The sequence below is a fragment of the Sphingobium sp. AP50 genome, assembly GCF_900109095.1.
GTDB lineage: Bacteria > Pseudomonadota > Alphaproteobacteria > Sphingomonadales > Sphingomonadaceae > Sphingobium.
Genome location: NZ_FNYZ01000013.1, coordinates 145,221 through 166,253, shown reverse-complemented (window position 1 = coordinate 166,253; position 21,033 = coordinate 145,221). Strand labels below are relative to the sequence as shown.

The following is a 21,033-nucleotide window of genomic DNA, read 5'->3' as shown; positions in this document are numbered from 1 at the left end:
CCTTGTCTACGCACACCACGTCATGGCCAAAGTCCGCAAAACAGGCCCCGGACACAAGTCCAACATAACCCGTGCCGATCATCGTGATTTTCATGTGTAGGTCCGCGTCCTTGCAGGAGGTGAATGACGGTGGTTGCGACGGCTAACAGAGCGCCGCATCATTGTGAAGCGGCTTGCACCCCGGCGATCATGGCCCGCAAATGGGTGCGCCAGTGCGGCGCGGGGCCGCCCAGCGCCGCGAAGGTCTTGCCCTTGTCCAGCACAGAATAGCTGGGTCGCCGGGCGGGCGTCGGATAGTCGGCGGTGGCGATCGGCAGGATGGCCACATCCTTGTCCAGCAGGCCTGCCGCGCGCCCTTCCTCATAGATGGCGACGGCGAAGTCGTACCAGCTCGCCGCCCCGCTATCGGTATAATGGTGGATGCCCGTGGCACCCACATCGATCAGCTTCCAGATCGCCGCGGCCAGCGCCGGCGCATAGCTGGGCGTGCCGATCTGGTCCGCAACAACGCGGATTTCCGGCCGCTCCTTCATCAGGCGCAACATGGTATGCACAAAATTGCCGCCAACCGGCGCATAGACCCAGGCGGTGCGCACGATCAGCGCATCCTCACCGGCCAGGCTCTCGCCTGCGAGCTTGGTTTCGCCATAGACGCCGAGCGGGCTGGTCGGCGCATCCGGCGCGTAAGGCGTACCGGCCGTGCCATCGAACACGAAATCGGTCGAGACATGGACGAACCGCGCGCCCACGCTGCGCGCCGCATCCGCCAGCGCGCCAACGGCCGTGCCATTGACCGCCATCGCCCGGTCCGCATCGCTCTCCGCCTTGTCCACCGCCGTATAGGCAGCAGCGTTGATGATGACATTCGGCCGGACGGATTCAACGAAGGGCGCGATCAGGTCAGGCTGCGACAGGTCCAGTTCGGCCGATCCGACACAGACGAGGGTCACGCCTTCCGGCGCCGTGGCCTGCAATCCCCGCCCCAACTGCCCGTTACAACCGGTAATCAGCGCCTTCATGCGAAGGCCTCGATCTCGGCCAGCGCCTTGCCCTGCTGGTCCTTGCCCGACAGTTGCGGCTCCAGGCCCTCCAGCGGCCATTCGATGCCGACCGCCGGATCATTCCACATCAGCGAATGTTCAGCCGACGGATCATAGGGCGCCGTGCACTTGTAGAGGAAGTCGGTGCCGTCCTCCAGGCTGACAAAGCCATGGGCGAAGCCCGGCGGCACCCAGAACATGCGCTTGTTGGCAGCCGACAATTCCACGCCCGCCCACTTGCCGAAAGTCGGGCTGGAGCGACGCAGATCGACCGCCACGTCCCACACCCGGCCGGACACGACCCGTACCAGCTTGCCCTGCGGATTGGGGTTCTGGAAATGCAGTCCACGCAGCACGCCCTTGGCCGAACGGCTGTGATTGTCCTGCACGAAATTCAGATCCAGCCCCGCCTCGGCAAAGCCCGCCGCATTCCAGCTTTCCATGAAGAAGCCCCGATCGTCACCGAACACACGCGGCTCGATGATCAGCAGGCCTTCAATGCCCGTCTCGATGATGTTCATGCGAACGCGCCCTTGCCTTCCAGCAGCTTGACCAGATAATTGCCATAACCGCTCTTGCGCAGCGGCGCGGCCAGCGCTTCGAGCTGGGCGTCATCGATGAAGCCCTGACGCCAGGCGATTTCCTCGGGGCAGCAAATCTTCAGGCCCTGCCGTTCTTCGGTCACGCGGACATAGAGCGACGCATCCAGCAGCGAGCCATGCGTGCCGGTATCGAGCCAGGCATAGCCACGGCCCATGATCTCGACGTTCAGACTGCCTTCTTCCAGATAGAGGCGGTTGAGGTCGGTAATTTCCAGTTCGCCACGCGGCGAGGGCTTGAGCGAGCGTGCCAGTTCGACCGCGCGACCGTCATAGAAATACAGGCCCGTCACCGCATAGTTGGACTTGGGCTCTTCGGGCTTTTCCTCGATCGTCTCGGCCCGGCCATCCGCATCGAACGATACCACGCCATAGGCCTTGGGATCGTTGACATAATAGCCGAACACCGACGCACCGTTCGTTCGCTGGTCAGCCTTGCTCAAAAGATCGCCCAGACCATGACCGTAGAAGATATTGTCGCCCAGAACGAGGGTCGACGGGCTGTCGCCCACGAAATCCGCGCCGATCAGATAGGCCTGCGCCAGACCGCCCGGATCAGGCTGCACCGCATAGGACAGGGACAGGCCCCATTCCTCACCCGTACCTAGCAACGCCTTGAAGGCGGCGGCGTCATGCGGCGTCGTGATGATCAATATTTCACGAATGCCCGACAGCATCAGCGTCGACAAAGGATAATAGATCATGGGCTTGTCATAAACAGGCATAAGCTGCTTCGACACACCCTTCGTCAGCGGATAGAGCCGGGTACCAGACCCACCCGCCAATATTATACCTTTGCGCAATCTATGCCCTCCCGAATCAAGCGATCTCTAGAGCCAATCCGAATGTGTGGAAACTAAGCCCCCGAATTCATCGAGCTAGGGCATAGCGGATGGATTTCGCACATGCAAAAACAATCCGGAGGGGTCCACATTCATTTCGGCGACGCAACACGACGCTTGGTCGCATGCCGGTGCCATAGGCGTAAAACCCACCCGCCCCTTCCCCTATGAACGGCTTTGCCCCTAGGATGTCCCATCCCGTTCCCGATCGGAGACCATGATTGATGAAAAGACGTGAACTGCTGCACAGCAGGCTCAGCAACGGATCGGTCATGGTCAATGAAGGCCATGGCTTTGCGGCAAAGTTCGCACTTGCTCTCTACCGGCGCCGCGCCATCTATTCCTTCATTCCCAAAAACGCCTGCTCGACGATGCGCTTCACCCTGGCGGTAGATAATGGCTTCCTGCGCGCGACGGATTCGATCCAGTGGATTCACGCCAATAATGGCGCCTTCATCGCGACCCAGCCGGATCTGGTCACGGCCGATTTTACCTTCACCATATTGCGCTGCCCGTTCGATCGCCTTGCCAGCGCCTATCTCGACAAGATCGTCGGCATGCATCGCGACGCCTGGGACTTTCGGGAGGAAGGTCATGCCAGCGGCACCGCCATGGACGCTTCCTTCACCGATTTCGTCCGCACCATCACCAGTCACAAGAGCAAGCGGCAGAATATCCACTGGCGCCCGCAAAGTGACTTCATTCTCTACGCCGATTATGATCGCTATTATGCTTTCGCTGACATTCCCGCGATGGCCCGCGACCTCAAGGCCGTGCTGGACCTCGACATTCTCGACGCCCGATCGATGACCGGCCATGGCCGCGGCAGCCTGACCAAATTGGACGGCGATTATGCGGATATGCCCGCGCTCGACATCGCCCTGCTCAAACGGGATGGGCAATGCCCGTCGACCCAGTCGCTCTACACGGATGAAACCATCCGGCTGGTCAGCAAATGCTATAGGGACGACATCCGCCTCTACCGGAAACGCACCGGCCAGCCCTGCCTGTTCATCGACTGACGAGCTTCAGCGCGTCCAACAAATCCGCCGTCGCCTCGTCCCATCCCCGCCGCTCCGTCGGAGTCTGTGGTTGCGGACAGGGCAAGGCCGCCATCAATGTCGCGGCCAGATCCGCCGGCGCATCCGACGGGAAGAAATGCAGGCCGGGCCGCTCCAGTTCGCGGAAAACCGGCAGGTCCCGCGCCAGCACCTTGCACCCCTGATCCAGCGCCTCGATGATCGGCAGACCAAAACCCTCGCCATGGGACGGCACCAGGACCAGCGCGGCCCGGCGGTACAACTCCGTCAACAATTCGTCGGACACGTCGCTCAGCCAATATAACTGTTCTCCCCTCAAGGGGTGATCGAGCAACCTCTGCTGCAAGGCCTCGGTCCGCCAGCCGGGACGACCGGCGATCACCAGCATCGGCGCATCGCCATCCTGCGCCCAAAGCCACTCCATCGCGTCCAGCGCCTTGTCATGCGCCTTGCGCGGCTCGATCGTACCGACCATCAGCACAGTCGGAACCGTAGCCATATGATCCAGCAGGGCACGGTCCCGCTCCGCAATGCCCTTGCTTGGCGCACTGGCGGACAGATCGCCGCTCAGCATGATCCGCGCGATGCCGATCTCGCTGGCCCTGCGCCCGCCATGCGCGCCCAGCCAGTCGCGCATCTCATCGGCGACATGGGCCGATATGCCGATCAACTGATCGGCGTGGCGCAGCAATATCTTCATCCAGCGCCGGAAATGCCGGCCGGTACTGTCGGGAAACCAGTGCGGATGGGTCAGCGGCAACATGTCATAAACGATGATGTGAACACCCACTCCCCGGCGCTTCCATCCGGCAATCTGCCGCCGGTGTCGCCAGAGGCGATGCGCAGCAAGGTCGAGGCCCAAAAAGATATCGCCCGCCGCAACGCGCACCGACACCGGACGATCGGGCATGCCTGTTGTCAGAAAATCCGGCGACGCCTCGCAATAGCCGCGCTTGACAGTAGCGAATACCGGCACCAGCCGCACACCGGACAGATCGGTCGCCAGCAATTGCAGCCAGATCGCCCGCACCACTCGCTGGATGCCCGTTCTGGCATCATGCTGGATGATCGTGGACACATCGACCAGCAGTTGCCGGCATTGCAGGTCATCCGCTTGGCGGTGGGTGCGCTTGCCGAGAAGGCCACACACCCACCGCAAGGGATTAATCGTCCCCGGCATGCGCCATGTAGAATTCGTAAGCCTCGTCCACATCATCGAACATGGTCAGGCGCCCGCCGGTAAGAACGCCGGCCTTGGTACAATTTTCGCGCACATAACCGGCATTGTGCGAAACCATGATCATTGCGCGGTCCGCACGCTTGACGTTCAATTCTTCATAACAGCGGTCGCGGAAGCGAGCGTCACCAACCGCCGTGACCTCATCGATCAGAAAGCAGTCGAACTCGATCGCCATGGACACGGCAAACCCCAGTCGCGCCCGCATCCCGGAAGAATAGGTCCGCAACGGCTCCCACAGGAACTTGCCCAGTTCCGAAAAGGACTGCACAGCATCGACCTTCTCTTCCGGATCGACACCATAGACGCGGCAGATGAAACGCAGATTATCGTAGCCGGTAAGCGAATATTGGAATGCACCGGAAAAGGCGAGCGGCCATGACACAGTCATATTCCGGATCACCTTGCCGCGCGTCGGCTGCTCCGCTCCTCCGATAATCCGAACGAGAGTGGACTTGCCCGCACCGTTGCGACCAAGGATACCCACTTTCTCGCCTTTGGCGATCTGCAGATTTACCTCACTGAAAACCTGATGCCGGCCGTGGCGCGTCGGATAGCTCTTCCAAACATCGTCCAGAATGATCATTGCGGCACCAATTCTCTTTCCACAGCGCGGATCTGGATCAGGGCCAACCCCATCAAAGTGATGCAAACCAGCGCCATATAGCCCAGGTCATAATGGGGCGTGAAATGCGATCCGAAAAAGCCATCGCGCACGCATTCCACGCCATGGACCATCGGCAACCACAGCACGATGGACTGCATGCTTTGCGGAAGGGAATCCACAAGATAGGCCGCCCCGGACAAGGGGAAAAGAAGATAGGAGCAGGGATGCCAGAACTTGTCGATCAGTTCGTGCCGATGCGACACAGCGCCCAGGAACATCGCCATGGACGAACCGAACCATGCCAGCATGCCCCAGCCCTCGACCACTTTGATCACGTCCTCTGGCATCGACAGCCAACCCATGGTCGCAAAGAAAAGGGTCAGCACCACGAACGACGTCGCAACGCCGGACATCTCCAGCACCAGCCGTGACAGGAAGATATCGATAATCTTCACGTTGCGGTGATACATCAAAGACAGGTTCGGCTCGATCGAGCCAATAAGCCGCGAAGGCATGTTGCGCCAGACAAGCACGCTGGAATAGCCGGTAACGGCAAAGGCTGTGATCGGAAGATCAGAACCATGTACGCTCTTGGTCAAATTCCAGAGCGTAACAATGCCGATAGTGAATACCATCGGCTCCACAAACAGCCACAGGAAGCCGATATTGTGGCGTCCATAACGGGTGATCATTTCACGACGCAGCAGCGCCCCGATCACCCGTCGCTGGACGGCCCAGCCCTCACGCACACCGTGATTGTCCGTTTCGTCCTGCATCGACATCAGTCGCGATGCTCGCGAATGCCCGCGGTCAACATGGTCAGAATACCCCAAGCGACCAGACCGATCACCAAAGTGCTCAATATGCCACGCAACCGCTTGGGTTCGTCGGAAGAGTCCGGCAGGCTCGGCTCGGCGATACGCTCGATATAGGCACGCTTGCGGCGCGCCTCATTACGCGCCTCCTGATAGGAGGCAATGGCAGCACCCAGTTGCTTGTCGGCGACTTCGCTTTCCAGTTGCAACCGCTGATATTCGGCGGCGGTGGCCGCCAGTGACGTACGGTCACCGGCAATCTGCCCCATCTGCGAGTCAATCTCGCGCCCCAGTTGGGCAATGCGCGACGTAAGCACCGGGATCTGCGGGTTCTGCGGGGTGAAAGCGCGCAACTGGACCAGTTCGGTCTTCGTCGCGATCAGTTCGTCCTGCAACTTCGAGATCATTTGCAATTGAACGGTGGCCTGACTCTGCGGATCGACGACGCCGCTGCGATTGCGATAGTTGGACAGCGCAACGGCCGCATCGCGCGCGACCACCTTCGCCTCGCCCAATTCCTTGTTCGCATAATCGATCAGATCGCCACGCCCGCGTTGATTCAGGCGATTCACCACCTCTTCGGCACGCTGCAACAAACGCTCGTTGATCGCCTTCGCATCCTGGGGCGTGAAGGCCCGCACACGCAACGTGGTAATCGCCGACGCGCTGTCATTGACGATTTCCAGCTTGTTGACATAGAAGCGATACAGGCGCTCGTTGACACCCTGTTGTCCTAACGGATTGAAGCGATTGAAGATCGATGCATCGCCACCCGTGGTATAGGCACGCGCCACCAGACCGTCGCTGTTCACCGCCTTCAGCGCATCACGCGACAAAATATAGTCGCGCGTCACATAGGCTTCGCCGCTGTTGGTAGAAAAGCCACTGGCTTTCAACAACATGCCCAGGCCCGGACCGCTGCTGCCCTTGTCCGAACTCTGCACCATGAAGCGCGATTCGGACATATAGACGTTCGAAGCGAACAAGCCGAAATAAAGGATGGAAATAAAGGTGGGCACAGCCACCGTGGCCAGAAACAGAGGACTTTTCAGGCCCGCTAATTTTTCGGTTATATTGCTCATCAAGCCCCAGCAAGCCGAGTTGTTTCGCAGGGTGGTAAGCGTGCGCTGCAACAAAGTCCAGCATCCAATCGCTGCGACTCACCGCAGCAAAGTGGGCTTTCAACGGCACAAACCTTACCCGCCTAGCAACCGACCTATAGAAAAGGGCGACTGTTGCAGATGCAACAATCGCCCTTTTTTTCACAAGATCAAAACGAGACGCGCAAAAACCGCACGCACGATTCATCAATCCACAGGGATTTCCTCCCCCAGATTGGTTTCAACATTGTTGCCCTTAAAGAAGCGCACGAAGCGGTTATAATAATGAACCTGCTTGCGATTAAAGTTGTCGAACGACGCTTCATCGTAGAGCTGCTGAACATCCACGCCTTCCTTCAGCAACTTGCGCGCCGAAACATTGGGGATGCCAGCCTGATTGGCCATTTCGACCGTGCGCGTATCATGCGTCACCAGCATGGCAGGGGTACCGCCAAGCAAAGTGGCGATCACGCCGTGCAGACGAGTCCCAATCGCGAAATCCATCGTGGAAGCATAGTCGGTCCAAGTGCCGACATCGGTAAAAATCTTCAGGTTGGACTTGAGATAGTCGACGACCGCCCCCTTGTCCTCACTGCCATAGACCTGTGCCAGATAGTCCAGTTCATCCGACGCCGTTTCAGCCGTCAATTCGCCACGAGCAAACTGCATGTCCAGTCGCTCCGTCTGGGCGACATAATCATAGCCCTTGGCCATCGCCAGACGCATCATCACAAGGCCGATAAGCGACTTCGACTTGGGATTGAACATATTGGTTTCGTCATCATAGCGAGTACCGCTGATGCTGACCTTGGAGATGGGACCGGCCTTCTTCTCGATCTTGGGCGGACCATCAATGCGCCACAGCAGCGACGGACAACCCGTAACCGTGACATTGGTCACGCCCGCGCTGGCAACCACGTCTGCGGTAAACGCACCGCGAACCGACAAATTCTTGCAGCGCTCAGAAACCACTTTCAGGAAACGCTGGGTACCGGGCAGCAATTCGGGGATAGCGCTGTCAAAAGACTGCGCGCCCAGACCCAATATGACCGTCGGCAAGTTGGCGCGCTCGATCAGGGCAGCCAGTCCACCCAGATCGCGGCGACCGGTCAGCCAATTGGCGGCCGGAATGATGATCCCGTCATGATTCTCCCGAACGTAGTTCGGATCAAAACCCATGCTGCCCGAAGGCTTCTCATGCTTCACAACGCGACGCGCCGCGGAAAAGAACATGAGGTTACCGGTATTCAGCCCCGTTTCGGTCAGAATTTCATCGACCGTTTTATCCGCTGCATTTTCAACTGAACCAGGACGCGAGGAAAAATAGGGATTTTTCATTACTATCCACAATCGTTGAGTGGGAGGAGCGGTATCAGTACCCTGATAGCATGTCCTCTAACCGAGCGTTTTACCGCTTGCAACCGCGATGCTGAGTTGCGTTCATTTTGCAGTGCAGCGGAAAGATGCCACATGTCCGCCACCGGCGCGCGCGCATAGCGAGAACAGCGCGGTTTTTCGCCTACCTGCCGGAAAATTGGCATGAAGTCTCCAACAAAGACCAAGCCTTTCAATCTCCGGAGTAATTTCATACGGGCAAATTTGTTCGGCTGGAATTCATCTACGATAACAAAAAATATGATGATCAACGGAGTTTAACCATGATCGCCATTCTGATGAACATGCTCCTGCCCATGGGCGCCCCACCATCCCGCCCCCTTCCCCAGCCAACCGCGCCGCTCGCCATCACGATGGCCCCTGCTGACCAGCGCATTCTCTTCTCCTGGCCCAGCCAGCGCTGCCCGGACAAGCGCATGCTGCCCGACGCCCCGGTCCGCGCCTTTCGCCGTGCCGATGGCCAGATCAGCCTGATCGCGGCCTCCTATGTCAACTGGACCATGACTGGCCCCAGCTTCGACACGCTCAAGACAGATTGCCGATCCGTCTTTGGGCCCGACGATGCCGGCGCCGGCGATCAGGCATGGATCGAAGCCACTTATACGCCCGATGGCCGCACGGTAGGCGCCCTGCTCAGCCGAGAGATCGCCGACGACAAACGCCCCGGCAACTGCATCCCCGCTGCCGGCAATAGCTGCTGGCTGGGCGACATCATCGCCGCACGCTCCGGCGACATGGGACAAAGCTATAGCAAGGGGCCAGTTGTGGCGAGTCTTGGCGACAAACGGACACCCAATGGCAGTCGGTACGGCGCTTTCACCACCAGCAACATCGCGCGCGGTGCGGACGGCTTCTACACGCTCGCCTTCCTCGAATCGAAAGGGGTGGTGCGGGGCAACTGCCTGCTTCGTAGCGACGATCCGCTCGATCCTGCAAGTTGGCGGGGATGGGATGGTCAGGCTTTCACGCTGGCCATGGGTACAGCACAAAGCGCGCAACGCTGCGCAACGCTCAACAATCTGGACCAGCCGGTCCGTTCGATTGCATGGATACCGGCCAAAAAGCGCTGGATTGCCGTGTTGGCCGCCAGCCAGCCCGGCAATGGCGCAGGCTTCTATTTCTCCGAAAGCCCCGATCTCCGGCGCTGGAGCGGCCTCCGGCTGATTGCCAGGGCATCCATCTCCGGCGGCCCCGGCAACCGCCAGAGGCGCTGGATTTATCCCGTGATCCTCGATCCGGACAGCAAGTCACGCAATTTCGATACGATCGATCATGCGGATGCCCTGCTGATCTACACCGATCATTCCCCTTCACAAGGCAGAGGGCCTGATCGCAAAGACCTTGTCGCGGTGAAGGTCCATATCGACTGACCAGCATGGGCCCGGCCCGTTACGGCCGGGTCCACGACTGCCACAGTCAACTTGCCGGCGTGAAGACCAGCATGGGCGAATAGGCATGCTGCACGGCGCGACTGGTCGACAGATATTCGACCCCGCCATTAAAGCCGCTGCGCACCATCGCCCGCTGGACGATATCGCCCAACTCTCCCCAACTCGCCCGCTCATCCTTCAACTGAAAGATAGCCGCGCCGGTCTGAGGCTTCAGCAGGCGCTTGAACTCCCGCGCCATCAGGCCGACGTCGCCGGCATCCCCGGCTTCCATCCGCACCAGCGCCAGGTTCAGACCACCATCCTTGTTCGGCATCCGCCCTTTCGCGTAGAGTTCGGACAGCAAGCCATCCATCGTCAGGCGCGGCCCCTGGAACTGCTTGGCCCATACGGCGTCCATCTGCCCTTCGATGCCAACCGACAGACAGGGCAAGCGGCGGAACATATAGGCCGATTCACCCAGCCAGCGATACAGCGTCCGGTCATTACGCCCGCTGCCGCAACTGGGACATTCGGCCGCCTCATTCTTGAACGCCTCGCCGAACCAGTCGCAGATATTGCAATGGAACAGCTTGCCGGCACGAACAGCGTCGAACGTCTCCAGTTCGTCCAGCATGCATGGATGCGCAACCACGACCGTTTCGTCGAACCGCTGCGACAGGCTGGGCCGCGTCTTGTTGAACAGGGCGACGATATTCTCGACCGGCCCCATCTTCCAGCCGCGGCTTTCGACATAATAGCTATATTCGACGTCGGTATAATCGTGCGGCACGGTGTAGGAAAAACCGCCAATCTCATCATACATGCTGCGCCGCATGCCGAACAGGCCGCCCTGTACATGACCGAACGGCCGGTCGGGATTGTCGGTTGCGAAGTTTTTGTTACGGAACTTGTCGAACAGCCGGATGCCCTTGGGATAGTCGGCGCCGGTCAGATAGGTAGGCGATTTCTCGACCGTCCCCGCCAGCCCGACCTTGTCGTCATGCTTGAAAGCATGGACGAATGGAATTTCCCAGCCCTGCGAGAAGCTGAAGCCTTCCTTGCCGCAGACATAGATCACGACATCGCTCACGCCCTGGTCGACCGCGGCGTTGGTGCCGGGACCGACCATCGCGTTGGAGTCATTATGGATGATCGTCACATTCTCGCTGCGATCCCATACCGCGTCCAGATGATCGGCCACCGCCTCGCGGCTCGACTTATTGTCGCAGATGATCAGGTGATAGGGCAGCGACGTATTCTGCTGGATGCGCGCGATCACGCCTTCCAGTTCGGTCAGCCCGTTCCAACTGACGATGACGATATCGACCGTCCGGTTTTCCCAGACGCGCGTCAGCACATCGACCGCGCGACCGACATCATGCTTCTGCAACGCCTTCTTCTGCGCCGCCTTGATCATCGCCGCGACCTGATTGTCGGGCATCGCATAATAGCGACGGATCGCGTCAGCCACCGAATGCGGGTCGGGATCGGCCATGATGCCGGTGATCCCGTCCACCACCAGATCGGGGATACCCGCAATATTGGTCGTCAGGATCGGCACGCCAGCCGCCATGCTTTCGACGATGGAGGTCGGAATCCCGTCCATATCGCCCTCGGCCGTCCGCACGGAGGGACAGGCGAACAGGTCTGCACGCTGCATCACGGCCGGGATTTCATCATGGCTGAGCTTGCCGCAGATAAAGACATTGTCGAGCTTGAGTTCGTCGATCAGCGCGCGATATTCCGCCTCGCTGTCGCCATAGCCATATAGCTCGATCCGCAGGCCCAGGTCACGAATCGCCGGCGCCGCCTTGATCAGCAGGTCCAGCCCCTTCTTGGGCACGAACCGATGCACCGCGATTATGCGGCGCTGCGTGCGCGCTTCCTTGCCGGGCTGGAATGCCTTGGTGAAACGGCTGGTGTCGACCGCATTGGGGTTGATCACCACCTTCTCGCGCGGGAAGCCACGGCTGATCACGAAGTCCAGATGGAATTGCGACAGGGTGAACATCCGCACACAGAGCGGCGACTGGCCAATCTCTGCCAGACGGTTTTTCTCATCGTTCGAATATTTGAAGATGTCCTGCGCATGCGCCATGAAGGTGAAGGGAATGTTCGCCTTCTCGCAAGCCGGCCACACCATGTCGGTCACGGTCGGATAGACGAAATGCGCATGCACGATCGTCCGCCCGGTATCGATCAGCTTCTGCGCCAGATCCTCCATGGAGGCGACACGCTCGTACCGCACCTTGAAGCCCGGATCGAAATCCTTGTGCGGGCTCTGGCGACAGAAGACCATCACGTCATAGCCGCGATCGATCAGTTCCTTCACTTCCGACAGGACGAAGGTTTCCGACGGTACCGGGAAGTGCCAGCAGAAATAGGCGATCTTCGGAGCGTCATTGACCGTCTTGAGCGTCGGCAGCTTGGCCGGCTTCACCACCGGCCCGGTCATCGTCGCATGGCGGTTGATCTGTTCGAACACGGTGTCATAGGCGACCCGCATCTGCTCGGCATATTTGCCCAGGCCGAACTTGGCATGCGCCCGGGTCCGCCCCGCCTCGCCCATCGACTGAACGAGCGAAGGATCGTTGCAGAAACGCTCGACATGCTCGACGGCCGCAGCAGGCGTCAGATAGGGGATCAGATGCCCGGTCACGCCATCTTCGACCAGTTCGGGGATGGCGCCCCATTCATAGGCGATCACCGGACGGCGCGCCGCCATCGCTTCCAGCACGGTCCGGCCGAAGGATTCAGCAAAGTGCGACAGGCTCATGATCACATTGACCTGCGCCATCGCCTCAGCGGGGCTGGCGGCATAGCCGGGGAAGACCACATTCTTGGGCACAGTGCCCTCAACCTGCCCCGCCTTCAGCGCCTTTACCGCTTCGCTCTCGGGACCTATGATGACGAATTCGGCCTTGGGGCAACGCTTCTCGCACAGGCGGGCGACTTCGACGATATCGGCCAGCCCCTTTTTGGGGATGTTGCTGCTGACCAGTCCGAAGGAAATCTTGCCGTCCCTAACCGGATTTTCCATCTCCAGTTCTTTCAGGTCGACCGTATTGTAGACGGTGAAGGTCCGCCCTTTCTTCCGGAAGACCTCGGACGTGATTTCCGAATTGCCGATCACCCAGTTGGCGCCGGACCGGACTTCGTCGATGATCTTGTCGCAGGACGATCCGATGACATCGACCAGCGCCGCATCATGATCGATCAGTTCGCGGACATGGACCATGCTCTGCACATCGCACTGCCGCGCGGCACGCAGACATTCGCGCAGCATGATCGTGTTGCTGTGCACCACCTTGATGTTCATCGCGCGGATCATCTGGCAGAATTGCTCGACCGCATCAGGACTGATCACCTCGTCCTTCTTCCACCAGCCATAGGTGAAGGTCGACACATGAACGGCATAGCGCCGCAACATGTTGGTATAGTCCGGGGCATTGCGCGGCAGGACGACATAGACATTATAGCCCAACGACGCGATGCCCCGCACCATGTCGATGAAGCTACGCTCGCTACCGAACAGATGAGGCGCGGCGGCATGGGCCACCACCATCACATTGGGCTTGGCCGGATCGAACGCTGCATGGCCATGAAACTGCTTGAAGTTCAGCTTCGGCCCGCGTTCCGGATCGACCGTCAGCATCGGCGAACGGGGAATCTCGTTCGCTGCGGCCGCCGGCTTGGACTGGACAGGCTCGGCCTGCACCGGCTTCTTCCATGCCAGATCGGCCGCGGGCGAACCTGGCGTTTCCGTCAGCAGGATGGTCCCTGCCGCACCGCCCAGAACAATCGCGGGCTGATCCGCGATGCGCACCTGCGGAATGCCGCGGCCAACAAGCGGCCGATCGAAACGCAGAATGAAACCATGGTTGCCGCGACCCTTGCCTGCCGCAGCCAGATCCTCGCGGGCGACATCCGCAACAACCGAACCGATGATTTCTCCATCCAGTTCCGCTTCGACTTTCACCGGCACATCGGGCGCGTCGGAACGCCATGCCCAGCCGGTCACGCCGCGCCGGGTCACTTCTTCGATATAGCCTTCGACCACTGATGGGTCGGGCTGCGCAGACGGTGCCGGTCCTCCGGCCCGCTCGCGCTCCAGGTCGCGCATCTCCAACGTACCGCTCGCACCGCCCAGCACCACGCCGGGCTCTGCCGACAGGCGAATTTGCGGCATGATATCGCCACCCAGCGGCGCCGGGAATTTCAGCACGAAACCATAGCTGCCCGTGCCAAGGCCAGACGCCAGCAGATCGTCACGCCGCAGGTCGGCCGTCGCCGTGCTGATCACTTCCCCATTCAGCACCGCTTCGATCGTCAATGCGGCTTCCGGCGCATCCGACCGCCATACCCAACCCGTCGCACCATGGCGCGTCAGCAATTCGATATAGCCCTCGACCAGCGCCGGATCGATCGGCTTCTCACCCACCGACGGAACAGGCAGGCTGCCTTCGACCAGATGCACCTCGCCTGCCGCACCGCCCAGAATGATGTCCGGATATTCGACAACACGAATGGTCGGGATCACATCGCCGGAAATCGGCGCATCGAACAACAGGGAAAAACCATAACGGCCACTTCCCATACCGGCCGCCGCGACATCTTCGCGCAGCATGTCGGCAGAAGCCGAACCGATCACGGCACCGTCCAGCACCGCTTCCACTCGCAGGGCGAGATCGGGTGCATCCGACTGCCAGACCCAGCCGCTCACGCCGTCTCGGGTCAGAAGTTCGACATAGCCCTCGACCGGCAGCGGCGCGGGGGCTTCGTCAGCCGCCATATCAACCACGCCCTGCGCGGTCAGGGTAAGCGAAGGACGAACCATCAACCGGACGATGGGGTCAGAATCCTCACCGATGAAATCGTCATAAGGCAGGATGAAGCCATGGCGCCCCGCCCCCTTGCCCGCCACGGCAAGGTCTTCGCGAGGGATATCGGCAAGCGTCATGCCGATCACTTCACCATCGAGCACCGCTTCGACAGCCAGCGGCTGGTCGGGCGCATCGGCGCTCCATACCCATCCGGTCGCGCCTTCATGGCTCGTATATTCAATGAACCCTTCGACATGATCCGGCACGAAAGCCGTTGCGGGTACCGCTTCCACCACAGCCGTTTCAGACTCAGGTGCCAGCACGAACACACCGGTTGCACCAATCGCTATCGACCGCTGGTCGGCCAGGCGGATCAGCGGCTCCTCTCCTTCCGTTAGCGGTCGCAGCAATTCCAAGACGAAGCCATGGCGGCCCATGCCCTTGCCAGCGGCAGCAAGGTCGGTCCGCGCCACATCTGCCAGTGCCACACCCACAATCTCGTCATTCAGAACGGCTTCGACGCGCAGGGGGACATCGGGAATATTGGCACGCCAGACCCAGCCAGCCACGAGTTGAACGTCCACCAATTCGACAAAGCCTTCGACCGTCGAATATTCCCCGTCCCCGTGACCGACTCGCCGCCAGTGACGGTCCCAATCCCGCAGCGCCATGTTCAAACTATTAACCCCCGCTGACATCCAAATGAAATATAGCCACGAATCAAACTAAATGACGTCAAAACCCCACAAGTCCATATTGAAGGAGCCTGTCTAAAAGGCAATCAGCTTCCACCCGCCAAGTCTTCGGAATAGCCCGTCAATAATCCATTATCCGTTTTAGCCAGAATGCCCGTGGGCCATCCCTGCCATAATCGAAACCAGAAACGTCTGCCCCTTCTTGCAAAGGGAAACGGAAACGTTGCGCAGGGCGCCATCGAAAAACGCCGAAAACTCATTTCCGACGACTCATCTGAGTGCACCGCACAACAAAAAGCAACTGAAACCTATTGCGATGCGGTAACAATTGTCTGTCGATCAACCGCCCGCCCAAAGCGACAATCCGCAGCGGTGATTTCCGCCGCCGCAAAATCCAGCCTCGCATGACCACAAAGGCTGTATTGCAACAGGGCGCACTTCCCTGCGGAAGCGCGCCCTGCAAAGATCCAGATCGAACAATACGACGGGATCAGCCGGCCGGCTTTTCCAGCAAGGTCAGGCTGTCGAGATTTTCGACATGCCCCCAATGGATCGGCTCCTGCTCCAGCACGATCAGACCGGCACGATCCGCCAGATGCTGGAAAATCGCATTCGACATGAAATTGCGATTATGCGGATTTTGCGTCCACACATGGGTCGGATGCTCGCTATAATTGCTGTGGTGATATAGCGCACGACCACCCGGCTTCAGGATACGGGCCGTTTCCTTGAGATAACTCCAGACGTCGAGCATCTCGAAATGCACGACCGCGTCGTAGGAAAAGAGGGAATCGAAACTGGCATCGGGCAGTTCCGACAGATCGACGCCATTATTCACATAATATTGGAGCTTCGGCGAATCTCCCAGAAATTCGTGGCACGCCGCCACATTCTGGGCCAGCGCATCGACCATCACCACCTTGGACGCCCGATCCATATACATCGGTACGTGCCGCCCCTTGCCTACCGCCAGTTCGACGATGGCATCACATTTCAGCTTGCGGAACATCTTCAGGAACGCGGAATCCCCGTTCCAGAACAGAGCCACAGCCTCCGCCTGTGCCGCATCGTCATAATAGCGGGTATTTTCATGGACATCCAGAATGCCTTGTGTCGCTCTCGACTTCTCCACGGCATTACCTCCTCATTAAACAATTAACCCACATGAAAAATGCGGAGGCCTTAAAAGGCCCCCGCATTACAACTTATGTCAAGACGATCTTGCCGGCAGCATCTCCCATGACTCAGGCAACCGTTACCGGCGTCGCCAGATTCACCAGATGCGGCGACGGCGGCACCTCGTTGGACTTCAGCAGCTCCACGAACTGTTGCGCCCGATGCAGACGGTTCCGATCGAAGGTGTCGGCATCGAACTGCGCCGCAAAGCTTTCCCGCATCAGCGCCCAGTCGAACTGCCCCGATCGCCATGGCTCGTCATAGATCGAAACATAGGGAATGTTCATGCTGCGGCACAGTTCATAGGTCCGCGAATCCCAGGCGACACACAGCGCCGGCGTGCCGGCCTGAAGCGCCAGTGCGGTGCCATGAATACGCGTGCCGATCACGAAATCCGCGCGGGTCAGATGCTCCATCCATGCAGGCACATCCCACCAGACATGGAAATGGCGACGCCCCGTGCGCTGGAATTCCTCCAGCGACAGATGCGGCATCAATTGCCGGTTCAACATGCGCATCGTCTGCTCGTCCAGCGCGTCACCCCGCGCCAGCCGCAGATGATCCAGTTGCATCTGCACATGCATCAGGCCGCCCGATGCAGCCACCTGCCGGATCAGCGCCTGCTCGAACGGCTGCGATCGCGGGTCCCACGGATTGCCCAATGTGCCGTTCAGCAACGGCACGTCAGATCCCAGCGCCGCGAATTTCCGAGCCACCACATGCCCCAGATCGCGCGCGGGCGACAGCATCAGCGATGGACAGCCCGTCACCACGACATTGTCCGCCAGACCGTAGCGATCGAGCAGTTTGTAGGTCAGGTCACCGCGAACCGACACGTTAACGCGCCCGCCGGACCGATCGCGCAACGCGCGCATCCAACTCAGGTGTCCTTCGGACAGAGTCACGTCACCGGGATCAAGCGTCAACCGATCGAGCAAACCCTGCGCGCCCAGCCCCAGCACCACGGCGCGCCAATCGTCCGGCGCGCGTTCCAGAAAGGCCTGGAAATGCGACGGATTATAATGTTCGCCCAGATAATTGGCGAGCGTGAACACGCCGATCTTCTCATCCTTGGACGGCGCCTCGATCAGCGTCACGTTCCGCGGAAAGCCACAGATCAATGCAGAGGCGTAGGAGAAGGCCAGGTTGCCGGGATTGATCCCGACTTCCTGCGCCAGCTTTTGCGTCGACTTGTGACTGGTAATTCCGAGCCGTGAAGGCTCGCCACGTATTACGATTTTGCTCATCAATTATACAATTTCAAATGGGCTTCTGCACAGTCGGATTGACGGAGGAAGGAAGGCATGTCCCTGACGAGCGCGTCATAGTCAACCTGCCCTTCGGTGATATCCACGATCAGATTTTGAAGGCTCAGGCTGTCGCGCGCACGGAAATTCAGGCCGCCACGGCCCGGCTGCACCTTCTCGGCCATGCCGCCAATGTCGGGGCAGATGACCGGACGGCCGAATTTGAAGGCCTCCTGGATCACGACGGGGGAATTTTCCCACCATTTCGATCCCATGACCACCCAGTCGACCCCTTCCATCAGGCCGCCCAGTTCCTCGCGTTCATAGGCGCCATGGAAACGCACCATGCGCTCGGCCTGCTTGTCCGCCTGTTTCAGCAGATCTTGCACCTTGTTGCGGAAATCTTCCTGCTGATATTCCAGACCGGAACCATAGATATCAAGCGACACCTGCTTGCGCACCGCCTTGGGCAGGCCCAGAAACGCTTCCAGGATCAGGTCGATGCCCTTGAAATGGTTGATCTGCCCGAAATAGGCAAAGCGTCCCCGCTGCTTGCCCTCGGGCAGGCGGCGCGGCGGCAGGCGATGCCCGTCCTCCAGACCATTTTCGATGACGATGATCTTGTCCGCCGGCAGACCCCAGGTGACATAGCGATCCTTCAGAAAGTCGCTGGGCGACACGAAGGTATCGACCAAGTCGAAGAAGGATTTCACATAGACTTCGCGCAGGAAGATATCCTCCATCGACGTCTGCGGGAAACAGCCATGGCAGTCACGCGGGCTGGACCGATAGCATAGCCGCCCATCGGTCTTGATCATCTGGCCACTGTTCAGGCAGATGCCGATAAACTCGTGCAGCGTCAGAACGATCTTCGCGCGCGGACAAATACGCTTGGCAGCATGGATCATCTCCAGCCCCAGGAAGACATAGTGATGAAAATGGATCACGTCCGGGTCGATCGTGCGCAGCATATCGGCAAAGTCGCTGTCTTCGCCCAGCGCGATAGTTGCCGTCAGGCGGGGAATATCGGCATTGCCGCCGATCAGATATTCCCGCGCGTTGAGCGACGCGACCGGACTGCCCAGATGCAGCATCTGCTGCTCCGCACGGCCGATGAACCAGGCCTCATGACCCGGTAAGGCATTGATACCCTCGAACAGGGAGTAAGCGGCAATTTCGCCGCCGCCCTTGCTGAAATTGGGGTGAGCGTGACTGAATATCGCGATACGCATCTGGATTAATTCTCCCACGGGTCCGCGAGTTCGGTGCTGTCGATCTTCTTCTTGTACCGCCAGCCATTATAGAGCGTCAGCAAGTGTCGATAGGACGTGATGCTCTGCAAATTCTGGGACTGGCGTTCCAGATGCCACAGCTTGGGCTTGGCGTTCAGCACCAGCTTCAGCTTGCGCTTACGCAGCTTCAGGCACAGGTCGCTGTCCTCGAAATCGCCGATGATATAGCCTTCGTCCAGGCCGCCCAGTTCGCGATAGGTCGCGGTGCGCAGCATCAGGCAGGCCGCCGTCAGCAGCGGCACGTCATAGCTGTCTTCCGATCCCCACCAGGGCGCACCCTTGCCGGGATGCACGTTCAGCACGAAACCAGGGAAATAGAGATCTTCCTTCGGCCGCATGCCGGCATGCTGCACGGATCCGTCGAAAAACTGGAGCAACGGGCCGACCGCGCCGACGCCCGGTTCGTCCAGCGTCTGCATCATGTCGGTCAGCCAGCCCGGCTTCTGCGGGATGACGTCCGAATTGAGCAGCAACAGCTTGGGCGCTACGGCAAACAGCGCGCCCATATTATTGGCGCCGGCAAAACCCATATTGCGATTATACCAGACCACGCGGAACGGCAGGCCATACAGGTCATATTGCGCCGCTGCCATTTCCAGCGTCGGGCTCAATATATCCGGATCGTCGACGACGTAGATCAGGTCGGTGCGGGCGAAATCCGGGTCGTCCTTGAACTTCGCCATCTGATATTTCAGGAAGTCGTACCGGCCATAGAGCGGCACGATGACGGTCACGTCGGCCACCGGTGGCAAGGAGCCGAACTGCTTGACCTGCGCCTGCGGCCGAAACCGGCTGATCTCTGGGGAGATCGCGCTGATCGGTTCGCCCAATATCTTGTCGAACAGGTCGAACAGCGAATAGCGAATACGATCGGGCGCCGGGACGAAGGTCAGCACGTCCTTCACCAGTTGCAGCGGCGATCCCGCCTCCGCATCCACATCGACCAGCAGCCAGGCCTTGCCGCGATCGCCGCAGTCGAAGCACAGGGCGTGAACTTCATTGGGGTTCACCTCGCCATCGACGCGCAGGACGAAGCCCGTCATTTCCGTGACCTGCGGGAAACGGGTCTTAAGGTTGGCGGCAACGTCCATACGCGCGAGACGGAAGAACTTGTCGGTCACGTCGACCGCCCCGCCGCGTTCGCTATGGAAGCTGATCGACTGGACCGACGCATGCAGGTCCGCCATCCAGCCAAAGACGATCAGGCCACCTTCGCCCATATGGAACGCCTTGTCGATCGCACAGACGATCGACTGCGAATCCTCGAAATAGCGGGGCAGAGCTGCCAGCGTGGGCGTGGCATCCGACGATCCGAATTCGATCGCCAACAGGAAATCGCGTACCAGGCCGGTTCCTCCAAAATTATGGCAGCGCACATGATATTGGCCGGGCCGCGCATCCTGCACCAATATGTCGAAACCGCAATTTTCATCGGTCAGATGGCTATGCGCGGCCTGCACGTCGGGCCGCGGCTGGCGCGACACCCGGGCGCGCACCCGCTCGCCATCGCGCAGTATCTCGATCTGGTCGCTGCCGACCAGCCAGCCCTTCAGCGTCAGGCCGCGATTGAGCAGCAAGATCGTGTCGAGCGTGATGCCCGACGCCATCAGGCCGCCCTCCTCCACCATGATCGGCGGTGCGCCAGGCAACAGTGCATCCTGCACGTCTCCGTGCGCGGCACGCTGCCCGCCCTGCTTCTTCAAGTTCAGGAAACCCACCATTGATATGTCTTCCCCCTACCCGACTGCCTTGATG

At 59.8% G+C, this 21,033-nt stretch carries 16 protein-coding genes; 2 read left to right on the top strand and 14 right to left on the bottom strand.

The features are described 5' to 3' along the window. From BMY84_RS19485 to rfbA, 4 genes are all read right to left on the bottom strand, one after another. Positions 1–94: hypothetical protein (locus BMY84_RS19485; RefSeq protein WP_143066723.1), on the bottom strand; the 94-nt coding region annotated here is incomplete at its 3' end. Between the two features lie 64 nt (positions 95–158). Then, entirely contained in the window at positions 159–1,019 is an 861-nt protein-coding gene (gene rfbD, locus BMY84_RS19480) for a dTDP-4-dehydrorhamnose reductase (protein ID WP_093085858.1), read from the bottom strand. Further along, positions 1,016–1,561, bottom strand: a complete 546-nt coding sequence (rfbC, locus tag BMY84_RS19475) for a dTDP-4-dehydrorhamnose 3,5-epimerase (RefSeq protein WP_093085856.1) — start codon at positions 1,559–1,561, stop codon at positions 1,016–1,018. The genes rfbD and rfbC overlap by 4 nt, the downstream gene beginning before the upstream one ends. Next, positions 1,558–2,442 carry a glucose-1-phosphate thymidylyltransferase RfbA gene (rfbA, locus tag BMY84_RS19470; protein WP_093085855.1) on the bottom strand — a complete coding sequence of 295 codons (885 nt, stop codon included), beginning with the start codon at positions 2,440–2,442 and terminating at the stop codon, positions 1,558–1,560. The genes rfbC and rfbA overlap by 4 nt, the downstream gene beginning before the upstream one ends. Positions 2,443–2,705: 263 nt before the next feature. Here rfbA and BMY84_RS19465 point away from each other — a divergent pair, with 263 nt between their 5' ends. Beyond that, the gene (locus tag BMY84_RS19465; RefSeq protein ID WP_093085853.1) at positions 2,706–3,503 is read left to right on the top strand and encodes a sulfotransferase family 2 domain-containing protein; all 798 of its coding nucleotides are present in this window, start codon (positions 2,706–2,708) and stop codon (positions 3,501–3,503) included. Here the strand turns inward: BMY84_RS19465 and BMY84_RS19460 are convergent. The 5 genes from BMY84_RS19460 to BMY84_RS19440 form a co-directional block, all read right to left on the bottom strand. Continuing rightward, on the bottom strand, positions 3,493–4,701 hold the full coding sequence (locus BMY84_RS19460) for a glycosyltransferase family 4 protein (RefSeq protein ID WP_177204086.1): 1,209 nt from the start codon (positions 4,699–4,701) through the stop codon (positions 3,493–3,495). The genes BMY84_RS19465 and BMY84_RS19460 overlap by 11 nt on opposite strands. Further along, positions 4,685–5,344 (bottom strand): ABC transporter ATP-binding protein, encoded by a 660-nt coding sequence (locus BMY84_RS19455; protein ID WP_093085850.1) that lies wholly within the window; start codon positions 5,342–5,344, stop codon positions 4,685–4,687. Before BMY84_RS19455 ends, BMY84_RS19460 begins: the two co-directional genes overlap by 17 nt. Further along, positions 5,341–6,147 (bottom strand): ABC transporter permease, encoded by an 807-nt coding sequence (locus BMY84_RS19450; RefSeq protein ID WP_093085849.1) that lies wholly within the window; start codon positions 6,145–6,147, stop codon positions 5,341–5,343. The genes BMY84_RS19455 and BMY84_RS19450 overlap by 4 nt, the downstream gene beginning before the upstream one ends. Next, positions 6,147–7,262 (bottom strand): hypothetical protein, encoded by a 1,116-nt coding sequence (locus BMY84_RS19445; protein ID WP_093085847.1) that lies wholly within the window; start codon positions 7,260–7,262, stop codon positions 6,147–6,149. The genes BMY84_RS19450 and BMY84_RS19445 overlap by 1 nt, the downstream gene beginning before the upstream one ends. 225 nt (positions 7,263–7,487) lie before the next feature. Beyond that, positions 7,488–8,459: a polysaccharide pyruvyl transferase family protein gene (locus BMY84_RS19440; RefSeq protein WP_177204085.1), complete on the bottom strand. Its 972-nt coding sequence runs from the start codon at positions 8,457–8,459 to the stop codon at positions 7,488–7,490. A 479-nt stretch (positions 8,460–8,938) separates the two neighbouring features. Here BMY84_RS19440 and BMY84_RS19435 point away from each other — a divergent pair, with 479 nt between their 5' ends. Continuing rightward, positions 8,939–10,045 carry a hypothetical protein gene (locus BMY84_RS19435; protein ID WP_093085844.1) on the top strand — a complete coding sequence of 369 codons (1,107 nt, stop codon included), beginning with the start codon at positions 8,939–8,941 and terminating at the stop codon, positions 10,043–10,045. A gap of 46 nt (positions 10,046–10,091) precedes the next feature. On the opposite strand, the gene BMY84_RS19430 is transcribed toward BMY84_RS19435, so the two are convergent. The 5 genes from BMY84_RS19430 to BMY84_RS19410 all read right to left on the bottom strand — a co-directional run bounded on the left by BMY84_RS19430 (position 10,092) and on the right by BMY84_RS19410 (position 20,999). Continuing rightward, complete coding sequence (locus tag BMY84_RS19430) at positions 10,092–15,539, bottom strand: glycosyltransferase (protein WP_256215317.1); 5,448 nt, start codon at positions 15,537–15,539, stop codon at positions 10,092–10,094. 514 nt (positions 15,540–16,053) lie between these two features. Beyond that, positions 16,054–16,695 carry a class I SAM-dependent methyltransferase gene (locus BMY84_RS19425; RefSeq protein WP_093085841.1) on the bottom strand — a complete coding sequence of 214 codons (642 nt, stop codon included), beginning with the start codon at positions 16,693–16,695 and terminating at the stop codon, positions 16,054–16,056. A 112-nt stretch (positions 16,696–16,807) separates the two neighbouring features. After that, positions 16,808–17,986, bottom strand: coding sequence for a polysaccharide pyruvyl transferase family protein (locus BMY84_RS19420; protein ID WP_093085840.1), 1,179 nt, complete (start codon positions 17,984–17,986; stop codon positions 16,808–16,810). Then, positions 17,986–19,218 carry a glycosyltransferase family 4 protein gene (locus BMY84_RS19415; protein ID WP_093085838.1) on the bottom strand — a complete coding sequence of 411 codons (1,233 nt, stop codon included), beginning with the start codon at positions 19,216–19,218 and terminating at the stop codon, positions 17,986–17,988. Before BMY84_RS19415 ends, BMY84_RS19420 begins: the two co-directional genes overlap by 1 nt. A gap of 5 nt (positions 19,219–19,223) precedes the next feature. Next, complete coding sequence (locus tag BMY84_RS19410; RefSeq protein WP_093085837.1) at positions 19,224–20,999, bottom strand: glycosyltransferase family 2 protein; 1,776 nt, start codon at positions 20,997–20,999, stop codon at positions 19,224–19,226. Positions 21,000–21,033 lie beyond the last annotated feature (34 nt).